The organism is Oerskovia sp. PE-21s, from assembly GCF_056158145.1.
In genome coordinates this window covers 57939-77894 of record NZ_JBUXJM010000005.1, presented here as the reverse complement: position 1 = coordinate 77894, position 19956 = coordinate 57939, and the positions used below count along the sequence as shown (strand labels likewise).

Genomic DNA, 19956 nt, shown 5'->3' with positions numbered 1-19956 from the left:
GCCCGAGACATCCCCCTTTCGGCGGACTTCCGGCCCGTCGAGGTCCTCCTTCCGGCGTGCCGCCGACCCAGGGCTCCGCCTGCCGGGCCGACCGCCCGGTAGGATGGCAGGCTGGTGTGCCGGGAAGTCTGGTCGGCGTGACGTCGACGACCCCTCAACCACAGGAGACCTGTGAGCACGCACGAGCAGCACACCCCCACCCCGGACGAGACCCCCCGGGGAGACCCGGCCCTCCCCACGGGAGCGACGCCGTCGGGCGCCCTGCCCCTCGTGACGACCCAGCGGCCGAGCGCCGGGCGCCGCTGGAAGCGCTGGGTCACCCGGGAGACCACGGGCGGTGCGCTCCTCATCGGTGCCGCGATCCTCGCGCTGCTGTGGGCCAACTCGCCCTGGCGCGCGGCGTACTTCGACCTCGCGGCCTTCACGGTCGGTCCCGAGGCGTTGCACCTGGACCTGTCGCTGTCGACGTGGGCCGCCGACGGCCTGCTCGCGATCTTCTTCTTCGTCGTGGGCGTCGAGCTCAAGCAGGAGTTCGTCGCCGGATCGCTGCGCAACCCGCGCGAGGCCGGGGTGCCCATGCTCGCGGCCGTGGGTGGCATGGTCGTGCCCGCGATCCTCTACGTCACGGTCGCCCTGTGGGGCGGCGGTGCGGACGCCGTGCACGGCTGGGCCATCCCGACCGCGACCGACATCGCGTTCGCGCTCGCGGTCCTCGCGGTCTTCGGCCGCGGCCTCCCGACAGCGATCCGCACCTTCCTGCTGACGCTCGCCGTGGTCGACGACCTGCTCGCGATCGTCGTCATCGCCGTCTTCTACACCGAGACCCTGCACTGGGCGCCGCTCGGCCTCGCCCTCGTGGGCGTCGCGCTGTTCGCGTTCCTCGTGCGCCGCCGCCGCACGCACTGGTGGCTCCTGCTGCCGCTCGCCCTCGTCGTGTGGGCGCTCGTCCACGCGTCCGGCATCCACGCGACCGTCGCGGGCGTCCTGCTCGGCTTCATGGTCCCCGCCCTCGCGATCCACGGCGAGAAGACCTCCCGGACCCACCAGTACGAGCACCGCATCAGGCCGATCTCCGCAGGGATCGCGCTGCCGATCTTCGCGTTCTTCGCCGCAGGTGTCTCGCTCGTCGACGGCGGCGGGGTCGGCGAGATGATCGGCCAGCCGGTCGCGATCGGCATCATCGTCGGGCTCGTGGTCGGCAAGGGGATCGGCGTCCTGGGCGTCACGGCGCTCGTCACGAAGCTGACGCCGCTGCGCCTCGCGCCCGGCATCGGCGTCCGCGACCTGCTGCCCGTGGGCCTGCTCGCGGGCATCGGCTTCACGGTCTCGCTGCTCATCGCCGAGCTGTCCTTCCCCGACTCCGAGCACACCGAGTCGGCCAAGGCCGCGGTGCTCCTCGCCTCGGTCGCCTCGGCGCTCCTCGCGGCCGCCGCGCTGCGCTGGGACGCCCGGCGCAAGCGCTCCGACGACATGAACGAGGACGGCCTGCCCGACGGGATCTCGACGTACATCGGCGACGCCGCGGACGACGAGCGTTGACCCGGCAGCTCTGCACCGGCACCCGCCCGGCGGAGACCTGCTGACGCCCGGGGCAACTGCATTGAGAGAGCATGCGCGACTCTCTGACCTCGACCGACGACCGCACCTGCGTAGCCGGGTGCGACGAGAACCGGTGCCGGTGCGAGACACCGCCTGACGTCCGGCGCCCCCGAGGTCGTCGGACCGTCGGGACCCGGCTCCTCGGCGTAGCGCTCGTCGCGGCCCTGGCGAGCGGGACGGCCGCGATCCCCGGCGACGCACCGAACCCCGTGGCCGGCGCCTCGGCCGCCGCGACCGGCGACACCGAGCGCGCGAGCGCCCAGGAGAAGGCGGCCCGGTTCGTCGAGCGCGCGACCCGCACGGTCGAACGGGCCGCGGGAAAGGTCGACGAGGGTCTGCGCAGCGCGCTGCGCCGCGCGATCGACGAGGTCGGCGTGCAGGCCGAGAGCACCTCTCGTACGCCGAGCCCCCTCCTCGCCCGGGGTCTCGCGCGTCTTCGCATCGCCGTCGAGCATGCCGAGGGCCTCGACGCCCAGGTGCGTCTGGCGACCGCGAGCTACGAGTTCGAGCAGTCACGGGCTGCCGCGGCGCAGAAGGCGGCCGCCGAGCAGGCGGCAGCGGAACAGGCCGCCGCAGAGCAGGCCGCAGCGGAGCAGGCGGCCGCGGAACAAGCGGCGGCAGAGCAGGCCGCTGCGGAACAGGCCGCCGCCGAGCGGGCCGCCACCGAGAAGGCAGCAGCAGACCGAGCGGCCGCGGACAAGGCGGCCGCAGCCCCGCAAGCTGCCACCTCCTCGCCGTCGCAGGCGGCCCCCGCGCAGTCGATCCAGGAGGTCGGCGAAGCGACCCTGCGCAGCCTCCCCGGCAACGGCGGCGTCTCCCTCTCGTGGGACGACCCTGGCCTGTCCGGCCACCTCGGTGGCGTGTGGAAGGGCAACACCTCGACGATCCTCGTCAACGCCTCGCGCCTGGCCGGGCAACCGGCCAAGACGAAGGACGTCATCCGGCACGAGATGGCCCACATCTACCAGGGGCGCCTCATGGCCGCACACGGCTTGTCGTGGTCGCAGGTCGACGGCCTGCTCGCGGGCGCCTACGGCTCCAACGCGAGCGAGAAGGTCGCGGACTGCGTCGCGATCCGCTTCGGCGCGTCCTGGGTCAACTACACGAGCGACTGCTCGGGAGCGGACAAGCAGGCGTGGGTCGACGCGTTCATCGGGGGCTACCTGCCCTGAGCGTCACGAGCGACCCACCACGCTCTCGGTGGCGCGATCCTGCCAGCCCCGTACGATCGCACCCGTGACGCCAGACGCCCCGCGCCAGTCAGAGACCGCCCCGACCACCGGGACCGCGACGGCTGCGGAGCACCTGCCCCGACGCGGTGCGCAGGCCGCGCCGGAGACCCCCGACACGGTGACCCGTGCGGACGCGCCCCGAAACGGTGACCGACCGGCGCGCCCACCGCTGCGCCGTCGGGCGTGGGCATGGCTCCAGCACTACGCGCGCCGCTTCTCGACGACCGGCCTCGTCCTCGCCCTCCTGTTCTTCTGCTACTCGCTCACGCCCTCGCTCATCCCCCGCGCCTGGTACTACCAGGCGCTCATCACGGGCATGAGCATGGTCGGCGGATACGGGATCGGGGCGTTCGTCGAGTGGTTCGCCCTCAAGGTCGGGCTGCGGATCCGCTGGAGCCCTCGCGTGAGCCGCATCGCGTGGTGGGTGCTCGGCGCCGCCACTCTCGTCCTGGTGCCCCTCTTCCTCGTCCTGGGCGCCCGGTGGCAGCACGAGCTGCGCGCCCTGTTCGGCATGCCCGAGCAGGCACCCGCCAACGACGTCGCGACCGTGTTCGTGGCCCTGCTCATCGCGATCGCGGTCCTGCAGCTCGCCCGAGCGCTGCGTCGCGTCGCCCAGTGGGTGAGCCTGCTCGTCGACAACATCATGCCGAAGCCGGTCGCGCGCTTCCTGAGCGGCGTGATCGTCGCGGTCGTCGTGGTCCTGCTGTTCAACGGCGTGATCTGGGCCGGCGTGCTGCACATGCTCAACAACGTCTACGCGAGCGCCAACGAGCAGATCGACCCGAAGCTCTCCCCGCCCACCGAGCCCGAGCGGTCGGGCTCGGCGGAGTCCGGCTCGTCGTGGGAGTCGCTCGGCGCCGAGGGACGACGCTTCGTGGCGCTCGGCCCGACCCAGACCGAGCTCACCGAGTTCGCAGCAGGTGGAGACGTGGTCGACCCGGCGGACGTCCAGGTGCCGATCCGCGTCTATGCGGGTCTCGACCCCGCGGGAGACCTCGACGCGACCGCGCAGCGCGTGGTCGACGAGCTCGACCGCACGAACGCGTGGGACCGGTCCGTCCTGGTCGTCGCCACCACGACGGGAACGGGCTGGGTGGACCCGGGCATGAGCAACTCGCTCGAGCTCATGCACGGCGGCGACACCGCGATCGCCTCGATGCAGTACTCCTACCTGCCGAGCTGGATCAGCTTCGTGGGTGACCGCAGCACCCCGCCGGACGCGGGCAAGGCCCTCTACGAGGCCGTGTACGAGGCCTGGTCGCAGCAGCCCGAGGACTCCCGGCCGAAGCTCATGGCGTTCGGGATCTCGCTCGGCTCGTTCGGCGCGCAGGGCGCGTTCAGCGGCCTCCAGGACATGACGACCCGCACCGACGGCGCCATGTTCGTGGGCACGCCCAACTTCACGCCCAACTGGACGTACTTCACGACGAACCGCGACCCGGGCTCGCTCGAGTACTCGCCCGTGTACGGGGACGGGCGTCAGATCCGCTGGGGCACCGAGGTCTCGAGCGCCGCGAACGTCTGGTCCGTGCCCGGCACGTGGGAGACCCCGCGCGTCGTCTACGTCCAGCACGCGTCCGACGGCGTCACGTGGTGGTCGCCCACGACCCTGTGGTCCGAGCCCGACTGGATGCGCGAGCCCCGCGGCCCCGACGTGCTCGACGCCGTGCAGTGGCGACCCTTCGTCACGTTCTGGCAGCTCACGGGCGACCTGTTCGTCGCGGCCGCCTCCGACATCCCCGCAGGTCACGGGCACGTGTACTACCTCGAGTACGCCGACGGCTGGTCGGCGCTCAACGCGCCCGGCGGCTGGGACGAGGCCGACACCGCACGGCTCAAGGAACAGATGCTCACCAAGCAGCCCGCGGCGTCGAGCTCGACGGGCTGAGCCGCCCTCCCTGCTGCCCGACGGCGGGGCGCGCCTTCCGCGTGAAGGCGCGCCCCGCCGTCGGGCGGACGAGCGGGACGGCTACCAGGCCTGGGTGCCCGCGGCGTCCAACGCCGAGAGCCGGCCCCACGCACGGTGCAGGCCGACGGCCTCGACGAGGTCGTCGAGCAGGCCGTCCGACAGCTCGTCGGCCGTGAGAACTCCTTCGGCCGCGATGTCGATCCCGGCCGCGACCAGGACGTCGACGCCGTCGCCCCAGGCCGCGATCGCCTTGCCGTGGCGGAAGGCCTCCTCCAGCACGGTCCGCGTCCGCGGGTGGGTCCCGAGCGCAGACCCGGCCGTGCCGTCCGCGACCACGACCGCGTCGAGCTCGATCGAGCGGACGGTCGCCGCGGTGCGGTCGACCTTCTGCTCGTCGGCCCCCGAGCCGACCACGCCACCGCGTGCGGCGACGACCTTGACGAGTGCCTGCTCGGCGCCGATCCGCTCCCGGACCGCACGAAGGCCGTCGACCAGGTCCTCGCCGACGAACACGCCGACGTTCCTCCCCGCGATCGGGCCGGGGACGTCGCTGACCTCCGAGATCGCGGCAGACCGCGTGATGCCGTCGGACTCCCCCGCCCCCGGTCCTTCTCCCGCGCCGTCACGACCGTCGCCGGGCTCGCCCTCGGGGACCAGCAGGCCCAGGCCCGTCGCGACACGAGCGACCAGGTCGGCGTCGATCTTCGCCAGGGCGCGCAGCTGGTGCACGCGCACCTGCTCGTCCTCGCACTTGCCGAGCTCGAAGGTGTAGGCCGCCACGGTCTGGGTCTGCTCGATGGGCGTGAGCGAGTTCCAGAACATCCGGGGCTGCGTGAAGTGGTCGGCGAACGACACCGGGTTCTCCCGGACCTTCTCGCCCGACACCGGGGTCGGCAGCGTCACGTAGACGCCCGGGTCGCTCATGGGACACACGGCCGGCAGGCCGTCCGCCAGGGTGTTCGGCTGGTACGTCCCCAACCCCTCGTGCACCGCCGTCTGGTGCATCCCGTCGCGCAGCATGTCGTCGACCGGCGCGTGCGGCCGGTTGATCGGAAGCTGCGCGAAGTTCGGCCCGCTTAGACGGCTGATCTGCGTGTCCAGGTAGGAGAACAGGCGCCCCTGGAGGAGCGGGTCGTTCGTGACCTGGATGCCGGGCACCAGGTGGCCCGGGTGGAACGCCACCTGCTCGGTCTCGGCGAAGTAGTTCGACGGGTTCGCGGTGAGCCGCAGCCGCCCCACCTTCTGCACCGGGCACAGCTCCTCGGGCACGATCTTGGTCGGGTCGAGGAGGTCGATGCCCATGAACATCTCGTCCGGGGTGTCGGGCATGACCTGCAGTCCCAGCTCCCACTCGGGGAACGCGCCCGCCTCGATCGCGTCGGCCAGGTCACGACGGTGGAAGTCGGGGTCGAAGCCCGCCGCGAGCTGCGCCTCCTCCCAGACCATGTTGTGCACGCCCGCCACGGGCTTCCAGTGGAGCTTGACCAGCGAGGTCTCCCCGGCGGCGTTCTCCATGCGGAACGTGTGGACGCCGAACCCCTCGGTCGTCCGGTAGGACGCCGCGAGCCCGCGCGGCGACATGACCCAGATCGTCGTGTGCTGGGCCTCTGTGTGCCGGGACACGAAGTCCCAGAACGTGTCGTGCGCGCTCTGCGCCTGCGGGATCTCGCGGTCCGGCTCGGGCTTGACCGCGTGAATCAGGTCCGGGAACTTGATCGCGTCCTGGACGAAGAACACCGGGATCACGTTGCCGACCAGGTCGTACACGCCCTCGTCGGTGTAGAACTTGGTCGAGAAGCCCCGGACGTCACGGACCGTGTCCGCCGAGCCCCGCGACCCCGCGACGGTCGAGAAGCGGACGAAGACCTCGGTCTCCTTGCCCTCCTGCGCCAGGAAGCCCGCCTTGGTGATCGCGGACGCGTTGCCGTACGAGGTGAAGACACCGTGGGCGGCCGCGCCCCGCGCGTGCACGACGCGCTCCGGGATCCGCTCGTGGTCGAAGTGCGTGATCTTCTCGCGCAGGTGGTGGTCCTCGAGCAGGACCGGGCCGCGCGGTCCGGCCTTGAGCGAATGGTCGGTGTCGTGGACCCGCAGCCCCTGGGCCGTGGTCAGCCGGTCGCCCTGCTGGGCGCGGGGGTCCGGGTCCTTCTGGTCGGCGGGCACGCCCGTGGGGCTCACGTCCGCCGGGGGCTCCTGGTCGGGGGTTCGTCGCGCGCTCATGGGTGATCCCTTCGGTCGGGGCGTCGGTGGTCGGTCCGGTGGCGCCTCCGGTCGCTCGTGGCGTCCGGAGCCTGCGGACCCGCCACCGTAGGCACGGCCCGGGACGGCTCGCACGCGCTCGCCCCGCCCGGTGCCGACGCTCAACGGCGGCAGGAGCACCGGAGTCCGGGTTCACCGGGTTGCGGGCCTGTCCTCCGCCGCTGCTAGGGTCGACGCATGAGCAGCTCGTCGACCGTCATGATGCGCCCCACCCGGGGCCCTTCGTGATGCGCTGACGCGCTCCACCACCCAAGGCCTCGCCGCAGCGAGGCCTTTCGTGTGTCCGGGCCCGGTGCGGTCGAGGCGCCACCGCACCCGTCGAGGGTGCGTCCCCGAGAGGACTCCCGCCATGACCGCCCAGACCTCCCCCGCCGGCGCGCCCGCCCGGCCCACCTTCTACGTCACGACCGCCATCCCCTACGTCAACGGCGCCCCGCACCTCGGCCACGCGCTCGAGCTCGTCCAGACCGACGTCCTGGCCCGGCACGCCCGCCTGCGCGGACGCCCGACCCGCTTCCTCACGGGCACCGACGACCACGCCCTCAAGAACGTCAGCGCCGCCCGCGCGGCGGACCGCGAGGTCGGGGCGTTCGTCGCCGAGCACGTCGAGGACTTCCGCGCGCTGCGCCCAGCGCTGTCCCTGTCCACGGACGACTTCCTGTCGACGTCGACCGACCCCCGGCACCGCCCCGGCGTCGAGGCGCTGTGGCGGCGCTGCGCCGACGCGGGGGACTTCTACCGGCGTTCCTACGAGGGCCTGTACTGCGCGGGCTGCGAGCAGTTCTACTCCCCCGACGAGCTCGACGCGTCGGGCCGCTGCCCCGAGCACCTGCCGCTGCCCGAGCGGGTGGTCGAGGAGAACTGGTTCTTCCGGCTGTCGCGCCACACGGAGGCGATCCGCGAGGTGATCACGTCGGGGCGTGTGCGCATCAACCCGGCCGCCAAGCGCAACGAGGTGCTCGCGTTCCTCGACGCGGGGCTCGAGGACTTCAGCGTCTCGCGTCCCGCGACCCGCTCGGACGGCTGGGGCATCCCGGTCCCCGGGGACCCGTCGCAGGTCGTCTACGTGTGGTGGGACGCGCTGACCAACTACGTCACGGCGCTGGGCTACGGTGTGGACCCCGCCGCCCCGGGAGCAGCGGACGACTACCGCACCTGGTGGTCCGGCGGCGACGAGCGCGTGCACGTGATCGGCAAGGGCATCACGCGCTTCCACGCGGTCTACTGGCTCGGGCTCCTGCTCTCGGCGGGCGAGCCGCTGCCCACCACGATCCACGTGCACGACTACGTCACGGCCGGTGGCGCCAAGCTCGCCAAGTCTGCGGGCACCGCGGTGCACCCCGTCGGGCTCGTGGACGCGTTCGGCACCGACGCCCTGCGGTGGTGGTTCGCGCGCGAGGTCCCGCTCCTGGGCGACGCCGAGTTCACGACCGAGCGTCTCGTCGCGCGGCACGACGACGAGCTCGCGCACGGCGTGGGGAACCTGGTCAACCGCACGCTCACGCTCGTGCACCGGTTCCGCGGCGGCGTCGTGCCCGCGATCCCGCGCGCCCGGGCGACGGACCCCGACGAGCTGAGCGCCGCCGTCGGGCAGGTGGGGGCGGCCGTGGACGCGGCCCTCGCCGACGCCGACCTGCGCGCCGCGACCGGGGCCGTCCGGCGCGTCGTCGACGCGGCCAACCGGTACGTCAACGCGGAGAAGCCGTGGGAGCTCGCGGCCCGCGAGCGCACCGGGAACCAGGACGCGGGCGGGCGCCTCGACCACGTCCTCGCACGGCTCGTCGAGGCGTGCCGGGTCGTCGCGGTCGAGCTCTCGCCGTTCGTGCCCGACGGCGCCGCGCGCCTGCGCGAGCAGCTCGGCTCCCCGCAGGTCGCCCAGGCCTCCGGACCTGACCGCGTGGGCCACCCGACACCGGTCTTCCCCCGCCTGGGCTGACCGCTAGCGCAGCGCCGGGGCGTGGGACTCCAGGAAGCGGAACACCTCGGTCTGGTCCACGCCCGGGAACGCCCCGACCGGCATCGCGGCGAGCATGCTCGCGTGCGGGCGCGCGCTCGGCCAGGACCGGTCCGCCCAGCGCTCGGTCAGGGCCGCGGGCGGGCGACGGCAGCACGACTCGTCGGGGCAGCGCGAGACCGTGCGCTCGGTCGTCTCGCGCCCGCGGAACCACTTGACGTGCCCGAACGGCACGCCCACGCTCACCGAGAACTGGCCGTCGTCGGAGTCCTGGACCCGCGAGGTGCACCAGTAGGTGCCCGTCGGGGTGTCGGTGTACTGGCTGAACGGGCTCAGCCGGTCCTCGACCGCGAACACCGTGCGCGCGGTCCAGTTGCGGCACACGTACTGCCCCTCGACGGCCCCGAGGGGGTCCGCGGGGAAGCGCACGCCGTCGTTCTCGTACGCCTTGTGGATGATCCCCGACTCGTGGATCTTCATGAAGTGCACGGGCACGCCGAGGTGGGTCGTGGCGAGGTTCGTGAACCGGTGGGCCGCGGTCTCGTACGACACCGAGAACGCGTCGCGGAGGTCCTCGACCGAGATCTCGCGTGCGTCCTTGGCCTCCTTGAGGAGCTTGACCGCGTCGCGCTCGGGCAGCAGGAGCGCGGCCGACAGGTAGTTGGCCTCGACGCGCTGGCGCAGGAACTCGCCGTAGTCGCGCGGCTCGTGGTGGCCCAGCACGTGCGACGCGAGGGCCTGGAGCAGGGCCGAGCGCGGGTCGCTCGACGCGCGCGTGCCCGTGCTCGGCAGGTACACGCGGTGGTGCCGCAGGTCGATGACCGAGCGGGTCGAGTGCGGCAGGTCGTGCACGTAGTGCAGCGAGAACCCCAGGTGCGTCGCGAGGTCAGCGGCCACGCGCTGCGACATGGGACCGCGCGCGTGCCCGACGCCGTCGAGCAGCTCGCGCGCGGTCGTCTCGAGCTCGGGGAAGTGGTTGTCCTGGGCGCGCATGGTCGCGCGGAGCTCGGTGTTCGCGCGGCGGGCCTCCTCGGGGGTCGCGGCCCGCTCGGTGTGCAGGCGCTCGAGCTCGCGCTGGAGGCCGACGATCGCCTCGAGGGCGTCGCTCGGGAGCGACTTGCCGACCCGCACCGCGCCGAGCCCGAGCGAGGCGAACAGCGGGCCGCGCTGGGCACGTTCGAGCTCGATCTCGAGGGCTGCGCGGCGCGTGGGCGGCTCGGCCGAGAGCAGGTCCTCGACGCTCGCGCCGAGGGCACGGGCGATGGCCTGGAGCTGGGAGAACTTGGGCTCGCGGCGCCCGTTCTCGATCACGGAGACCTGCGAGGGCGCCCGGCCGATCGCGGCTCCGAGCTCGTCGAGGGTCATGCCGCGCTCGGTCCGCAGGTGCCTGACGCGACGGCCGATGGTCAGGGCGTCGGCCTCGTCCTCGACGGGCATCGTGGCGCCCGGCGGCGCCCCGCCGTGGTGTCCGAGGAACTTCTGTGCTGACTGCGCGTCAGATGCCATGACTGAGGGTGACACACGCCACTCCTTGCGCACAACAGAAGAAGTGCATTTCTTCTACCGAAGAAGTCCTTGTGGACCCCTTGCGCGGCGAAGGAAGGTCGTTCCACGTCCACCGCTCATCCGGGCGGCGGCCGGAACGAGTACCACCGCACGCAACGAAGCTCTGGAGGCACCCCGTGACCACCCCGCCCATCATCAGCCGCCGCTCCGAGAACGAGTACGCCACGCCCCGGGCGTCCGCGACCTCCCGGACCGAGGACGTCACGGCCTCCGTCGCACCGTCCGGCCACGCCACCGGGCACGCACCTTCACGGCCCGGCGACCAGCGCCAGACCGCCGCCGACCTCGCCCTGTCCTGGGCGACCGACCCCCGCTGGTCCGACGTGCAGCGCGACTACACGGCCGAGGACGTCGTCGCCCTGCGCGGCTCGGTGCGCGAGGAGCGGACCCTGGCCCGCCGCGGCGCCGAGAAGCTGTGGGACCTCATCCACACCGAGGAGTGGGTCGCCGCGCTCGGCGCCATGACCGGCAACCAGGCCGTGCAGCAGGTCCGCGCGGGCCTCAAGGCCATCTACCTGTCGGGCTGGCAGGTCGCGGCCGACGCCAACCTGTCGGGCCAGACGTACCCCGACCAGTCGCTCTACCCCGCGAACTCGGTGCCTGCCGTCGTGCGCCGCATCAACAACGCGCTGCTGCGCGCCGACCAGATCGAGACCTCAGAACGGTCCGGATCGGCCGCCGGGCAGACGCCCGAGCGCGACTGGATCGCCCCCATCGTCGCCGACGCCGAGGCCGGCTTCGGCGGTCCCCTCAACGCCTACGAGCTCATGCACTCGATGATCGAGGCAGGGGCCGCGGGCGTGCACTGGGAGGACCAGCTCGCGTCCGAGAAGAAGTGCGGCCACCTGGGCGGCAAGGTCCTCGTCCCGACCGCGCAGCACATCCGCACCCTCAACGCGGCCCGCCTCGCCGCGGACGTCGCCGGGGTCCCGACCGTCATCATCGCCCGCACCGACGCGCTCGCCGCCGACCTCATCACGTCCGACGTCGACCCGCGCGACCAGGAGTTCCTCACGGGCGAGCGCACGGCCGAGGGCTTCTACCGGACGCGGCCTGGCATCGACACGGTCATCTCGCGCGGCCTGGCCTACGCCCCGTACGCCGACCTCATCTGGGTCGAGACGGGAGAGCCCGACCTCGAGCTGGCCCGCCGGTTCGCCGAGGTCGTCCACGCGCAGTACCCCGACAAGAAGCTCGCGTACAACTGCTCGCCGTCGTTCAACTGGAAGAAGCACCTCGACGACGCCCAGATCGCGAGCTTCCAGAAGGAGCTCGCCGCGATGGGCTACGCGTTCCAGTTCATCACCCTGGCCGGCTTCCACGCCGTGTCCCACTCCATGTTCGAGCTCGCCCGCGGCTACAACGACCGCGCGATGAGCGCCTACGTCGAGCTCCAGGAGGCCGAGTTCGCCTCCGAGTCCGACGGCTACACGGCCACCCGCCACCAGCGGGAGGTCGGCACCGGCTACTTCGACCGCGTCGCCACGGCTCTCAACCCCGACAGCGCCACCCTCGCGCTCGCCGGGTCCACCGAGACCGCCCAGTTCCACTAAGCCCCGCCCCGCCTCGCCGAGGTGGAGGTCCCGCGTCGGGGTGGAGGGCTCCCTCTACCCCGACGACTCCCCTCCGCCTCGCGGCACAGACCATCGGAGCCAGCCATGCCCAGCACCGCCAGCACGCTCAGCACCCACTCCTCCGGCCCGACGACGTCACGCACCTCGTCCGGTCAGCACCCCGGCCCCCAGCCGGGCCACCACGACGGGCGAGTCGACAGCCCTACCCGCGCGACGCCGTCTGGCACCCTGGACGTCACCGGGCCCCTCGGCGAGCGCTACCGCGAGATCCTGACCCCGGGCGCCCTCGACTTCCTCACCGCGCTGCACGACCGCTTCCTGGCCGCCCGCCACGGGCTGCTCATGGACCGCCAGCAGCGCCGCCAGGACGTGGCCGACGGGATCGACCCCGACTTCCGCGCCGCGACCCGGCCCGTGCGCGACGACCCGTCGTGGCAGGTCGCCGGCTCGCACGGCGCCCCGGGGCTCGAGGACCGCCGCGTCGAGATCACCGGACCCACCGACCCGAAGATGGCGATCAACGCCCTCAACTCGGGCGCCAAGGTGTGGCTCGCCGACCAGGAGGACGCGTCGTCGCCCACGTGGCGCAACGTGATCGAGGGCCAGCTCGCGCTCCACGACGCGATCCGCGGCACGCTCGCGTTCACGTCCCCCGAGGGCAAGCAGTACGCGCTGCGCTCGACCGCGCTGACCGACCTGCCGACCATCGTGTTCCGGCCCCGCGGCTGGCACCTCATCGAGAAGCACCTGCGCTACGTCGACCGCGCGGGCGTGGCGGTCTCGGCGTCGGCGTCGCTCGTGGACTTCGGGCTGTACTTCTTCCACAACGCGCGCGAGCTCGTCGAGCGCGGCCGCGGACCGTACTTCTACCTGCCCAAGCTCGAGGGCTACCGCGAGGCGCGCGTCTGGAACGACGTGTTCGTGTTCGCGCAGGAGTACCTGGGGATCGAGCAGGGCACGATCCGCGCGACCGTGCTCGTCGAGACCCTGCCCGCCGCGTTCGAGATGGAGGAGATCCTGCACGAGCTGCGCGACCACTGCGCGGGGCTCAACGCGGGCCGCTGGGACTACCTGTTCTCGGTCATCAAGTCGTTCCGCACGCGCGGCGACCAGTACGTCCTGCCCGACCGCTCGCAGGTGCCCATGACCGCCCCGTTCATGCGGGCCTACACCGAGCTCCTCGTCGCGACGTGCCACCGGCGCGGGGCGCACGCGATCGGCGGCATGAGCGCGTTCATCCCCGACCGCCGCCGCCCGGACGTGACCGAGAAGGCGTTCGAGCAGGTGCGTGCGGACAAGCGTCGCGAGGCCGGCGACGGGTTCGACGGCACCTGGGTCGCGCACCCCGACCTCATCCCCGCGGCGCGCGCCGAGTTCGACGCCGTGCTGGGCGACCGGCCGCACCAGGTCTCGCGCCTGCGCGACGACGTGAGCGTGGGGCAGCACGAGCTGCTCGACATCGGGTCGGTGCGCCGCGCGGGCGCGACGGTCACCGCGGCCGGGCTACGGTCCAACGTCTCGGTCGGCGTCCGGTACATCGAGTCGTGGCTGCGCGGCGTGGGCGCCGCGGCGATCGACCACCTCATGGAGGACGCCGCGACGGCCGAGATCTCCCGCTCGCAGGTGTGGCAGTGGATCGCGTCCGGGACGCGCACCGACAACGGCGTGCCCATCACACGGGCCCGCGTCGAGGCGCTGCTCGCCGAGGTCGTCGACGACCTGCCGCGCGGCGAGGGCAACCGGGTCGACGATGCCGCGCACGTGTTCCGCGCCGTCGCCCTCGCCGAGGACTTCCCGACGTTCCTGACCATCGGGGCGTACTCGCAGTTCCTGGTCGGGTCGCCCGTGGACGGGCCGCGCGAGGGCTGACCACCTGAGCGCCGGCCGCTGCCGGCGGAGGTCGACCACCGCCCGCTGCCGGCGGAGGTCGAGAACGGGGTTGAGGTCGTCATCGAGGGGATGACGACCTCAACCCCGTTCTCGAGCGCACAGAACACCGGCTGAACTGCGCAGATACCACTGGCGCGCCCGGTCCGGCGGGTGCGATGATCCACCCGCACGGCGCGCGAGCTGCCGAGCGACACCCTTCCTGGACCGTCCGGTCCCGTCGCCCCGTGGAGCCTTCGTGAGTGACCTCTTCGCCCCGCCCTCGTCATCGCCGAACCAGCACTCCGACGCGGGAGCACCCGGTCCCGCCTCCCCGACGGCCCCGTCGCCCGTCCCGCCGGCGAGCCCCGCCACGACGGCTCCACCAGCCGCGGGGTACCCCGTGGCGACGGCGTACCCCGGCCCCGGGACGGCCGCCCCGGCCGGGGCTGCGGCACGCAACCCGTACGCCGCGTACCCACCAGCCCCGCAGCACGGGGACGGCGGCCCGTCCACCCCTGGACCGTACGCCGGGCACGGCGGCGTGTACGGCCCGGGGCACGCTGCCTCGCACCCTGCGCCGGCCGCGTCTCCGTACGCGAACCCCCCGGCCGTCCCGGGAGCTCCCGCCCCCGGTGGGAGGACGGGGCCCTCACGCGTCCTGGTCGGCGTGCTCGCGGGGGTCGCGGGCCTGGTGATCGGGGGCGTCGGCGCGACCGGCGTGACCCTGGCCGTGGTCGCGGGCAACGAGCTCTTCGCGGGCGCGGAAGCGGCGGCCGACCCGTGGTCCCTGGGACCGGCACCCGACGAGGAGTCGGACACCTACGGCGACGAAGACGTCGCGGGCCGTGACGGTGGCACGGTCGAGGACCCCTGGCTCCTCTCGGACGAGGTCTACACCGAGGAGTGGTCGGTCCTGCTCGACGCACCCTACGAGGCGACGGCCGAGGTCCTCGCGCACGACGACGTCAACGTGCCGCCCGCCGACGGCATGGAGTACTGGATCGTCCCCGTCCACGCGACGTACTTCGGCCCCTCGCTCGAGGCGAGCGCGCCGCAGTCCATCACCCTGGAGCTGGTCGACGGAACGGGGGCGGTCTTCGACGGCCGGTGCGGCGTCGTGCCCGACGGCCTGACGGGCAAGGGGTTCATGTCCACGGACGAGTCCGTCTCGGGCAATGTCTGCCTCCCCGTGCCCGCGGGCGCACCAGGCCTGTGGCGGCTCACGATCGACGACTACATGCCGGTCTACCTGACCACCGACCCATCGACCACCAAGTCCTGAGACCTGTCCGCGGAGGCCGGCCGTCACCAGGCGAGCGCGTCGCGCAGCTCGTCCTCGAGCCGCGTGGACAGCGCCGTGTCGTCGCGCACCACGGTGCGCTCGGCTACGGCACGGCGCGGGCTGCTCGTGATGATGCCGTCGACGCCGTTGCGCAGCTGGGCGCGCATCGCGGCAGGGTCGTTGACGGTCCAGACGTAGACGTCGATCCCGGCCGCGCGAGCCTCGGCGCGCACGCGGGCGGAGTCGGAGGACTGCTCGATCGCGACGAAGTCGACCGGCAGGCCGCCGAGCGCTCCGCGCAGGAACGGGACGACGTGGCCGACGGCGATCTCGGGGCCGAGCGCCCGCACCTCGGCGGCCTGCTCGGGGTAGATCGACTGGACCAGGTACTCGTCGGCGACGCCCTGCGCCCGGAGGAGCGCGACGACGTCCGCGACGAACGTCGGGGTCTCGTGGCCGTGCGCCTTGAGCTCGATCAGGAGCGGCACGTCGAGCTCGCGGGCCCGCTCGACGAACTCATCGAGCGACGGGACCCTCGCCTCGAACCCGCCCTGGCGGATCGTGGTCGCGGTCAGCTCGTCGAGCGTCATGGTGTGCACGGCACGGTCGGAGCCCGCGAGCCGCCGCAGGGTCAGGTCGTGGAAGACGACTAGCCCGCCGTCGGCGGCCTGGAGCACGTCGAGCTCGACGTAGTCCACGCCGAGCGCCGCGGCCGACTCGAGCGACGCGATCGAGTTCTCGACGCCGCCGCCCGGGTCGCCCCGGTGCGCGACCACCGCACCGGGCTCCTCCCGCGCGAGCGTGGTCATGGCCCGGGTGTTGGCCACCGTGACGGCCAGGAGCGCCAGCACGGCAGCCAGCCCGACGACGGCACCCACCGCGCGCGGCCGGCCCGCCCGGCCGCGGCGCAGGACCGGCGGAACGCTCGCCGACCCGCGCACCGCCCCTGCGGTGTCTCCTGCGGGCCCCCCTGGTCCTGCCCCGGCGGACGGGACGACCACCTCCGTCGCGGGCGCGACGGTCCCGGCCCGAGCGGCGCCGTCGGGCAGCGGCGCCCGGTGCTCCGCCGCGACCGCGACCACGACCTGTGTGAGGAGCGCCGTGACGAAACCTGCGAGCACGAACCCGGCCACCTGCACGACCGTGAGCGTCGCCCCCGCGACGACGGGCGCGAGGCCCGGGGCGTGGAGGTCCGCGACCCGCGTGGGGGCCAGCGCGAGCGTCACGACCCCCGCGGCGACCACGAGCACCGCGAGGCCCACGACGGCGAAGACGCCGAGGAGGCGCGGCCACGACCGCCGGGTCGCGCGCCAGCTCTCGCCCATGGCCCCGACGACGGACACGTCCGAGGTCAGCAGGATCGCGAGCGTCAGCACCAGGCGCAGGTTGAGGAACAGGACTCCCGCGAGGAACGCGAGGTAGACGTACAGGCCACCCTCGAACTTGAGGAGCTCCCCCACGACGAAGTCCGGGATCGCGATGCCCCGCACGAGGAACGCCGCCATGCCGAACCCGCCCACCGGGACGAGCACGAAGAAGTACCCGACGAACAGCACGAGCTGAGGCCCGAGGAGCCGGCGGCTCGCGCGGGCGAGGTCCTGCGCGACGGCGCGCGTCGAGACCGGCTCCCCCGCCCGTACGCGCACGCCGATCGCGAGGAAGGCCCCCTGCTGGACGAGGACCACGACCGAGGCGACCAGAGCCAGCAGCACCAGCAGGAGCACCGCGCCCGGGCTCGACAGGACCCGCACCACGTCGAGGTGCGTGAACGAGGGGACGCCCGCGACCGCCAGCGCCTGGTCGAACAGCCACACCAGGAGCGGGACGACGACCAGGCCCGTGACGACCTGGAGGAGGACGACGGTCAGGAGGTAGGTGGGCAGGTGCGTGCGGACCGTGCGGGCCGCGGGGAGCACCAGGCTGGACCTCGCTCCGTCGTCGAGGGGGCGCACGGCGGGTCGGGCGGCGGAGGGCACGAGCGCAGCCTACGGGCGTGGCGCGCGGGGCCGGTGGGTGCGGTGCCCCCGAGAGCCCGCCGGGCGAGACTTCACCCGGTCGCCGGGTACGTGATGCGGGTGGTCGGGAGGTGCTCCGCCGCACCCCCGCCGGCCGGGGCGTCCTGCGCCCGGACACCCGCACGGCCGCCCTCCCCCAACCCCACGACGAGCTCGGTCACGAACGTGAGCACGATCAGCGGGAGCAGGAGCGGCAACGCGACGAGACCGGTCCCGACCGCGCCGAGCATGCTGCCGACCGCCGCAGGCACCCAGCGCTCGGCACCGCCCTGGCGACTCTCGACCCCGGCCCACGTCGCCTGGGCGAGCAGCACGACCAGCGCGACCGCGGTCACGACCAGTGCACCCACGAGCCAGGGCCCGGCCGTCCCCCCGGTCAGCACGCCCGCGACCACCAGGCCGAGCGCGACGAGCCCGGCGACGACCGCGAGCAGGAACACGACCGCGACCGGCAGGCTCCCGAAGATCCGGACCGCAGCCCACATGAGCCACCGCCGGACCGGGCCCGTGCCGGTCTCGCGCAGGGTCTCCCGGAAGAGACGGTCGGCATCGCGTCGCGCGGCCCGCCGACCGCTCGGCGGTACGTCGGAGTCCGCGAGCGCCCGCGACGTCGCATCGTGCAGGATCGCGGGCAGCGTCTGACGCCCGTAGCTCGCGATCACGCCCCACAGCGGCATGGGCACCGACGCGAGGTCGGTCACGAGGCCCGCCGGGACGGTCTGCTCGATCGACGCCCTGCGCCACACAGGGCCGGTCGGGCTCTGCTCGTCGGCGCGACGAGAGGTGTACCCGAACGGGGTGAGGACCTCGAACCAGACCTTCCACCGACCGGACACCGGCAGCTGGCGCAGGTCGACCGTCGCGGCGGGGACCCAACGGTCCCGGTCCCCGGGCAGCGGCGCGACGAACGGCACGGCGACCCGCCTCAGCCGGCCGGGGCAGGAACCGGGGCCGGCGCGGGCGCGGGAGCTCCGCCGTCGGGGCCCGGCTCGACCGGAACGGCCGCCACCGGCACCTCCTCGTTCGTCACGCCGTACGGCACCAGGACGCTCGCGACCTCGCGCGCCACCGGGTCGAGGTGCCCGCGCTGGTCGTCGAAGAAGATGTGCGGGCGCAGGACCCGCAGCACGCGCCCCTTGTCGGCGCCGCCCATGAAGAACGCGTCGTTGACCGTGACGCCCCACGAGCGCAGCGTGTTCACGGCCCGCTCGTGCGAGGGCGCGCTGCGCGCCGTGACGATCGAGACGCGCACCCGGGGGCGGTACGTCGGGTCCTCGACCACCCGCTCCTCCTCGCGGCGCTGGATCGTGCTCAGCGCCCGCAGGAAGGGCAGGATCGGCCCCGCGTGGTGCTCGGTGACCTTGCGCGCGCTCTCGTACCGGTGGAACTGCTCGAGACCGTCCGACTGGAAGATGCGCTCGGCGCTGTCGTCGGCGAGCACGCCGTCGAAGTCGAAGGCCACGCGCAGGGCGCCGTCGTCGGCCGCGCCGTCCGAGTCCTCGCCCGGGCTCTCACCCGAGGCGACGGGCACACCGGGCGTGCGCTCCGCCGTCGGGCCCGCTGCGGCGACATGCCCGACGGCGGCGCTCCCCAGGACCTGCCCGGCCGGGTGACCCAGCAGGGTCGCCGTCCGGACGTCGCGCGCGTCCCCCGACAGGAAGAGCGAGATGTTGAGCGCCGGGATGTACGCGTACGGCGCGAGGCCCTGCGTGAAGATCGACCGGCTGATCGGCAACCCGTGCGCCGCGACCGAGCTCATGACGCGCAGGCCCGTCGTCGGGTCGTTCTTCGACAGGACGAAGACCTCGACGAGCGGGTCCTGCGCGCTGGGCGACAGGTCGTTGAGGCTCAGGAGGCGCTGGACGAACTCGAACGCGACCCCGGGGCGCAGCGTCCGGTCCAGGTGCTCGTCCTGGTACGCGCGGTACGCGTCGATCCCCTGCTCGTCGAAGACGCGCTGCGAGTCGGACAGGTCGAACAAGGCGCTCGAGGAGACACCGACGACGAGCCGGTGATCGAGGTCGTAGGGCGGCACGGGGCTCCTTCGTCGGGACTGGCGTGTTCGTCGGGAACGGCTCGGCGCCTCAGGACTGGTCGGTCGAGCGGCGGACCTGGTCCTGCGGGTGGCGGCGACGGTACCGCACGACGCACTCCTTGCACATGGGCATGGTCGGCAGGCGCGCGGCCTCGCGCGGCGTCATCTCGCCGATCACCTTGGCGCCGCACAGACCCCTGTCCGGGTGCACGATGTGCCCCCACTCCGACTCCCAGCGGTACCCGAACCGGTACGGCGGACGGACCTGGAACTCGCGCACCTGCGGCGCCGAGCGCAACGCCTTGGCCTTGTCGATACCGTCCTCGCCCCCCGTGCCGTACCCCAGGGGCTGGCGCTGGCACACGTGCCGGACCCGGAACGGCATGGTCGGCCTGTACGCGAGCTGCGTACCCGGCACCGCGCCCCGGTTCGACGTCAGGAACCAGCGCACCTCGTCCCCCGCGTGCACGCTGCGGACCTCGTCGAGCGCGAACGCCCGGCGGCGTCCGTCATAGCACGGCAGCCACTGCACGTCGCCGCCGCACTGCTCGCACCGGCCCAGGCGGACGTCGCTCATGCGAGACCCCTGACGTCCGGCACGGGCGCTCTCGGTGGACGGGCGTGCAACGGCGGCCTCCGGTGGACGGTCGGGACGGGCGGGT

13 protein-coding genes are annotated in these 19956 nt (G+C 73.4%); 7 read left to right on the top strand and 6 right to left on the bottom strand.

Annotation, left to right across the window (positions count from 1 at the left end; all coding sequences use genetic code 11):
• Nucleotides 1-171: 171 nt before the first annotated feature.
• From nhaA to ACZDYF_RS11430, 3 genes are all read left to right on the top strand, one after another.
• Nucleotides 172-1539: a Na+/H+ antiporter NhaA gene (gene nhaA / locus ACZDYF_RS11440; RefSeq protein ID WP_318243573.1), complete on the top strand. Its 1368-nt coding sequence runs from the start codon at nucleotides 172-174 to the stop codon at nucleotides 1537-1539.
• A 71-nt stretch (nucleotides 1540-1610) separates the two neighbouring features.
• Nucleotides 1611-2771, top strand: coding sequence for a hypothetical protein (locus ACZDYF_RS11435; protein ID WP_475056700.1), 1161 nt, complete (start codon nucleotides 1611-1613; stop codon nucleotides 2769-2771).
• Nucleotides 2772-2835: 64 nt separating this feature from the next.
• On the top strand, nucleotides 2836-4719 hold the full coding sequence (locus ACZDYF_RS11430; RefSeq protein ID WP_475056697.1) for an alpha/beta hydrolase: 1884 nt from the start codon (nucleotides 2836-2838) through the stop codon (nucleotides 4717-4719).
• A gap of 81 nt (nucleotides 4720-4800) precedes the next feature.
• Here ACZDYF_RS11430 and ACZDYF_RS11425 read toward each other — a convergent pair whose 3' ends face one another.
• Nucleotides 4801-6960, bottom strand: a complete 2160-nt coding sequence (locus tag ACZDYF_RS11425) for a catalase (RefSeq protein ID WP_475056695.1) — start codon at nucleotides 6958-6960, stop codon at nucleotides 4801-4803.
• Nucleotides 6961-7348: 388 nt separating this feature from the next.
• Here ACZDYF_RS11425 and ACZDYF_RS11420 point away from each other — a divergent pair, with 388 nt between their 5' ends.
• Entirely contained in the window at nucleotides 7349-8935 is a 1587-nt protein-coding gene (locus ACZDYF_RS11420) for a methionine--tRNA ligase (RefSeq protein WP_475056693.1), read from the top strand.
• Between the two features lie 3 nt (nucleotides 8936-8938).
• On the opposite strand, the gene ACZDYF_RS11415 is transcribed toward ACZDYF_RS11420, so the two are convergent.
• Complete coding sequence (locus ACZDYF_RS11415) at nucleotides 8939-10390, bottom strand: helix-turn-helix domain-containing protein (protein ID WP_191789120.1); 1452 nt, start codon at nucleotides 10388-10390, stop codon at nucleotides 8939-8941.
• A gap of 419 nt (nucleotides 10391-10809) precedes the next feature.
• Between ACZDYF_RS11415 and aceA the strand changes: the two genes are divergently transcribed.
• From aceA to ACZDYF_RS11400, 3 genes are all read left to right on the top strand, one after another.
• Nucleotides 10810-12072, top strand: a complete 1263-nt coding sequence (gene aceA / locus ACZDYF_RS11410; protein ID WP_475057183.1) for an isocitrate lyase — start codon at nucleotides 10810-10812, stop codon at nucleotides 12070-12072.
• 105 nt (nucleotides 12073-12177) lie between these two features.
• Nucleotides 12178-13962 (top strand): malate synthase A, encoded by a 1785-nt coding sequence (gene aceB, locus ACZDYF_RS11405; RefSeq protein WP_475056690.1) that lies wholly within the window; start codon nucleotides 12178-12180, stop codon nucleotides 13960-13962.
• Nucleotides 13963-14218: 256 nt separating this feature from the next.
• Nucleotides 14219-15244: a hypothetical protein gene (locus tag ACZDYF_RS11400; RefSeq protein ID WP_475056688.1), complete on the top strand. Its 1026-nt coding sequence runs from the start codon at nucleotides 14219-14221 to the stop codon at nucleotides 15242-15244.
• A 23-nt stretch (nucleotides 15245-15267) separates the two neighbouring features.
• On the opposite strand, the gene ACZDYF_RS11395 is transcribed toward ACZDYF_RS11400, so the two are convergent.
• The 4 genes from ACZDYF_RS11395 to ACZDYF_RS11380 all read right to left on the bottom strand — a co-directional run bounded on the left by ACZDYF_RS11395 (nucleotide 15268) and on the right by ACZDYF_RS11380 (nucleotide 19871).
• Nucleotides 15268-17220 carry a glycerophosphoryl diester phosphodiesterase membrane domain-containing protein gene (locus ACZDYF_RS11395; RefSeq protein WP_475056686.1) on the bottom strand — a complete coding sequence of 651 codons (1953 nt, stop codon included), beginning with the start codon at nucleotides 17218-17220 and terminating at the stop codon, nucleotides 15268-15270.
• 71 nt (nucleotides 17221-17291) lie between these two features.
• Entirely contained in the window at nucleotides 17292-18173 is an 882-nt protein-coding gene (locus tag ACZDYF_RS11390) for a DUF1353 domain-containing protein (RefSeq protein WP_475056682.1), read from the bottom strand.
• 11 nt (nucleotides 18174-18184) lie between these two features.
• Nucleotides 18185-19294: a 5'-nucleotidase gene (locus tag ACZDYF_RS11385; protein ID WP_475056680.1), complete on the bottom strand. Its 1110-nt coding sequence runs from the start codon at nucleotides 19292-19294 to the stop codon at nucleotides 18185-18187.
• 49 nt (nucleotides 19295-19343) lie between these two features.
• Complete coding sequence (locus ACZDYF_RS11380; RefSeq protein WP_475056678.1) at nucleotides 19344-19871, bottom strand: hypothetical protein; 528 nt, start codon at nucleotides 19869-19871, stop codon at nucleotides 19344-19346.
• Nucleotides 19872-19956: the final 85 nt, after the last annotated feature.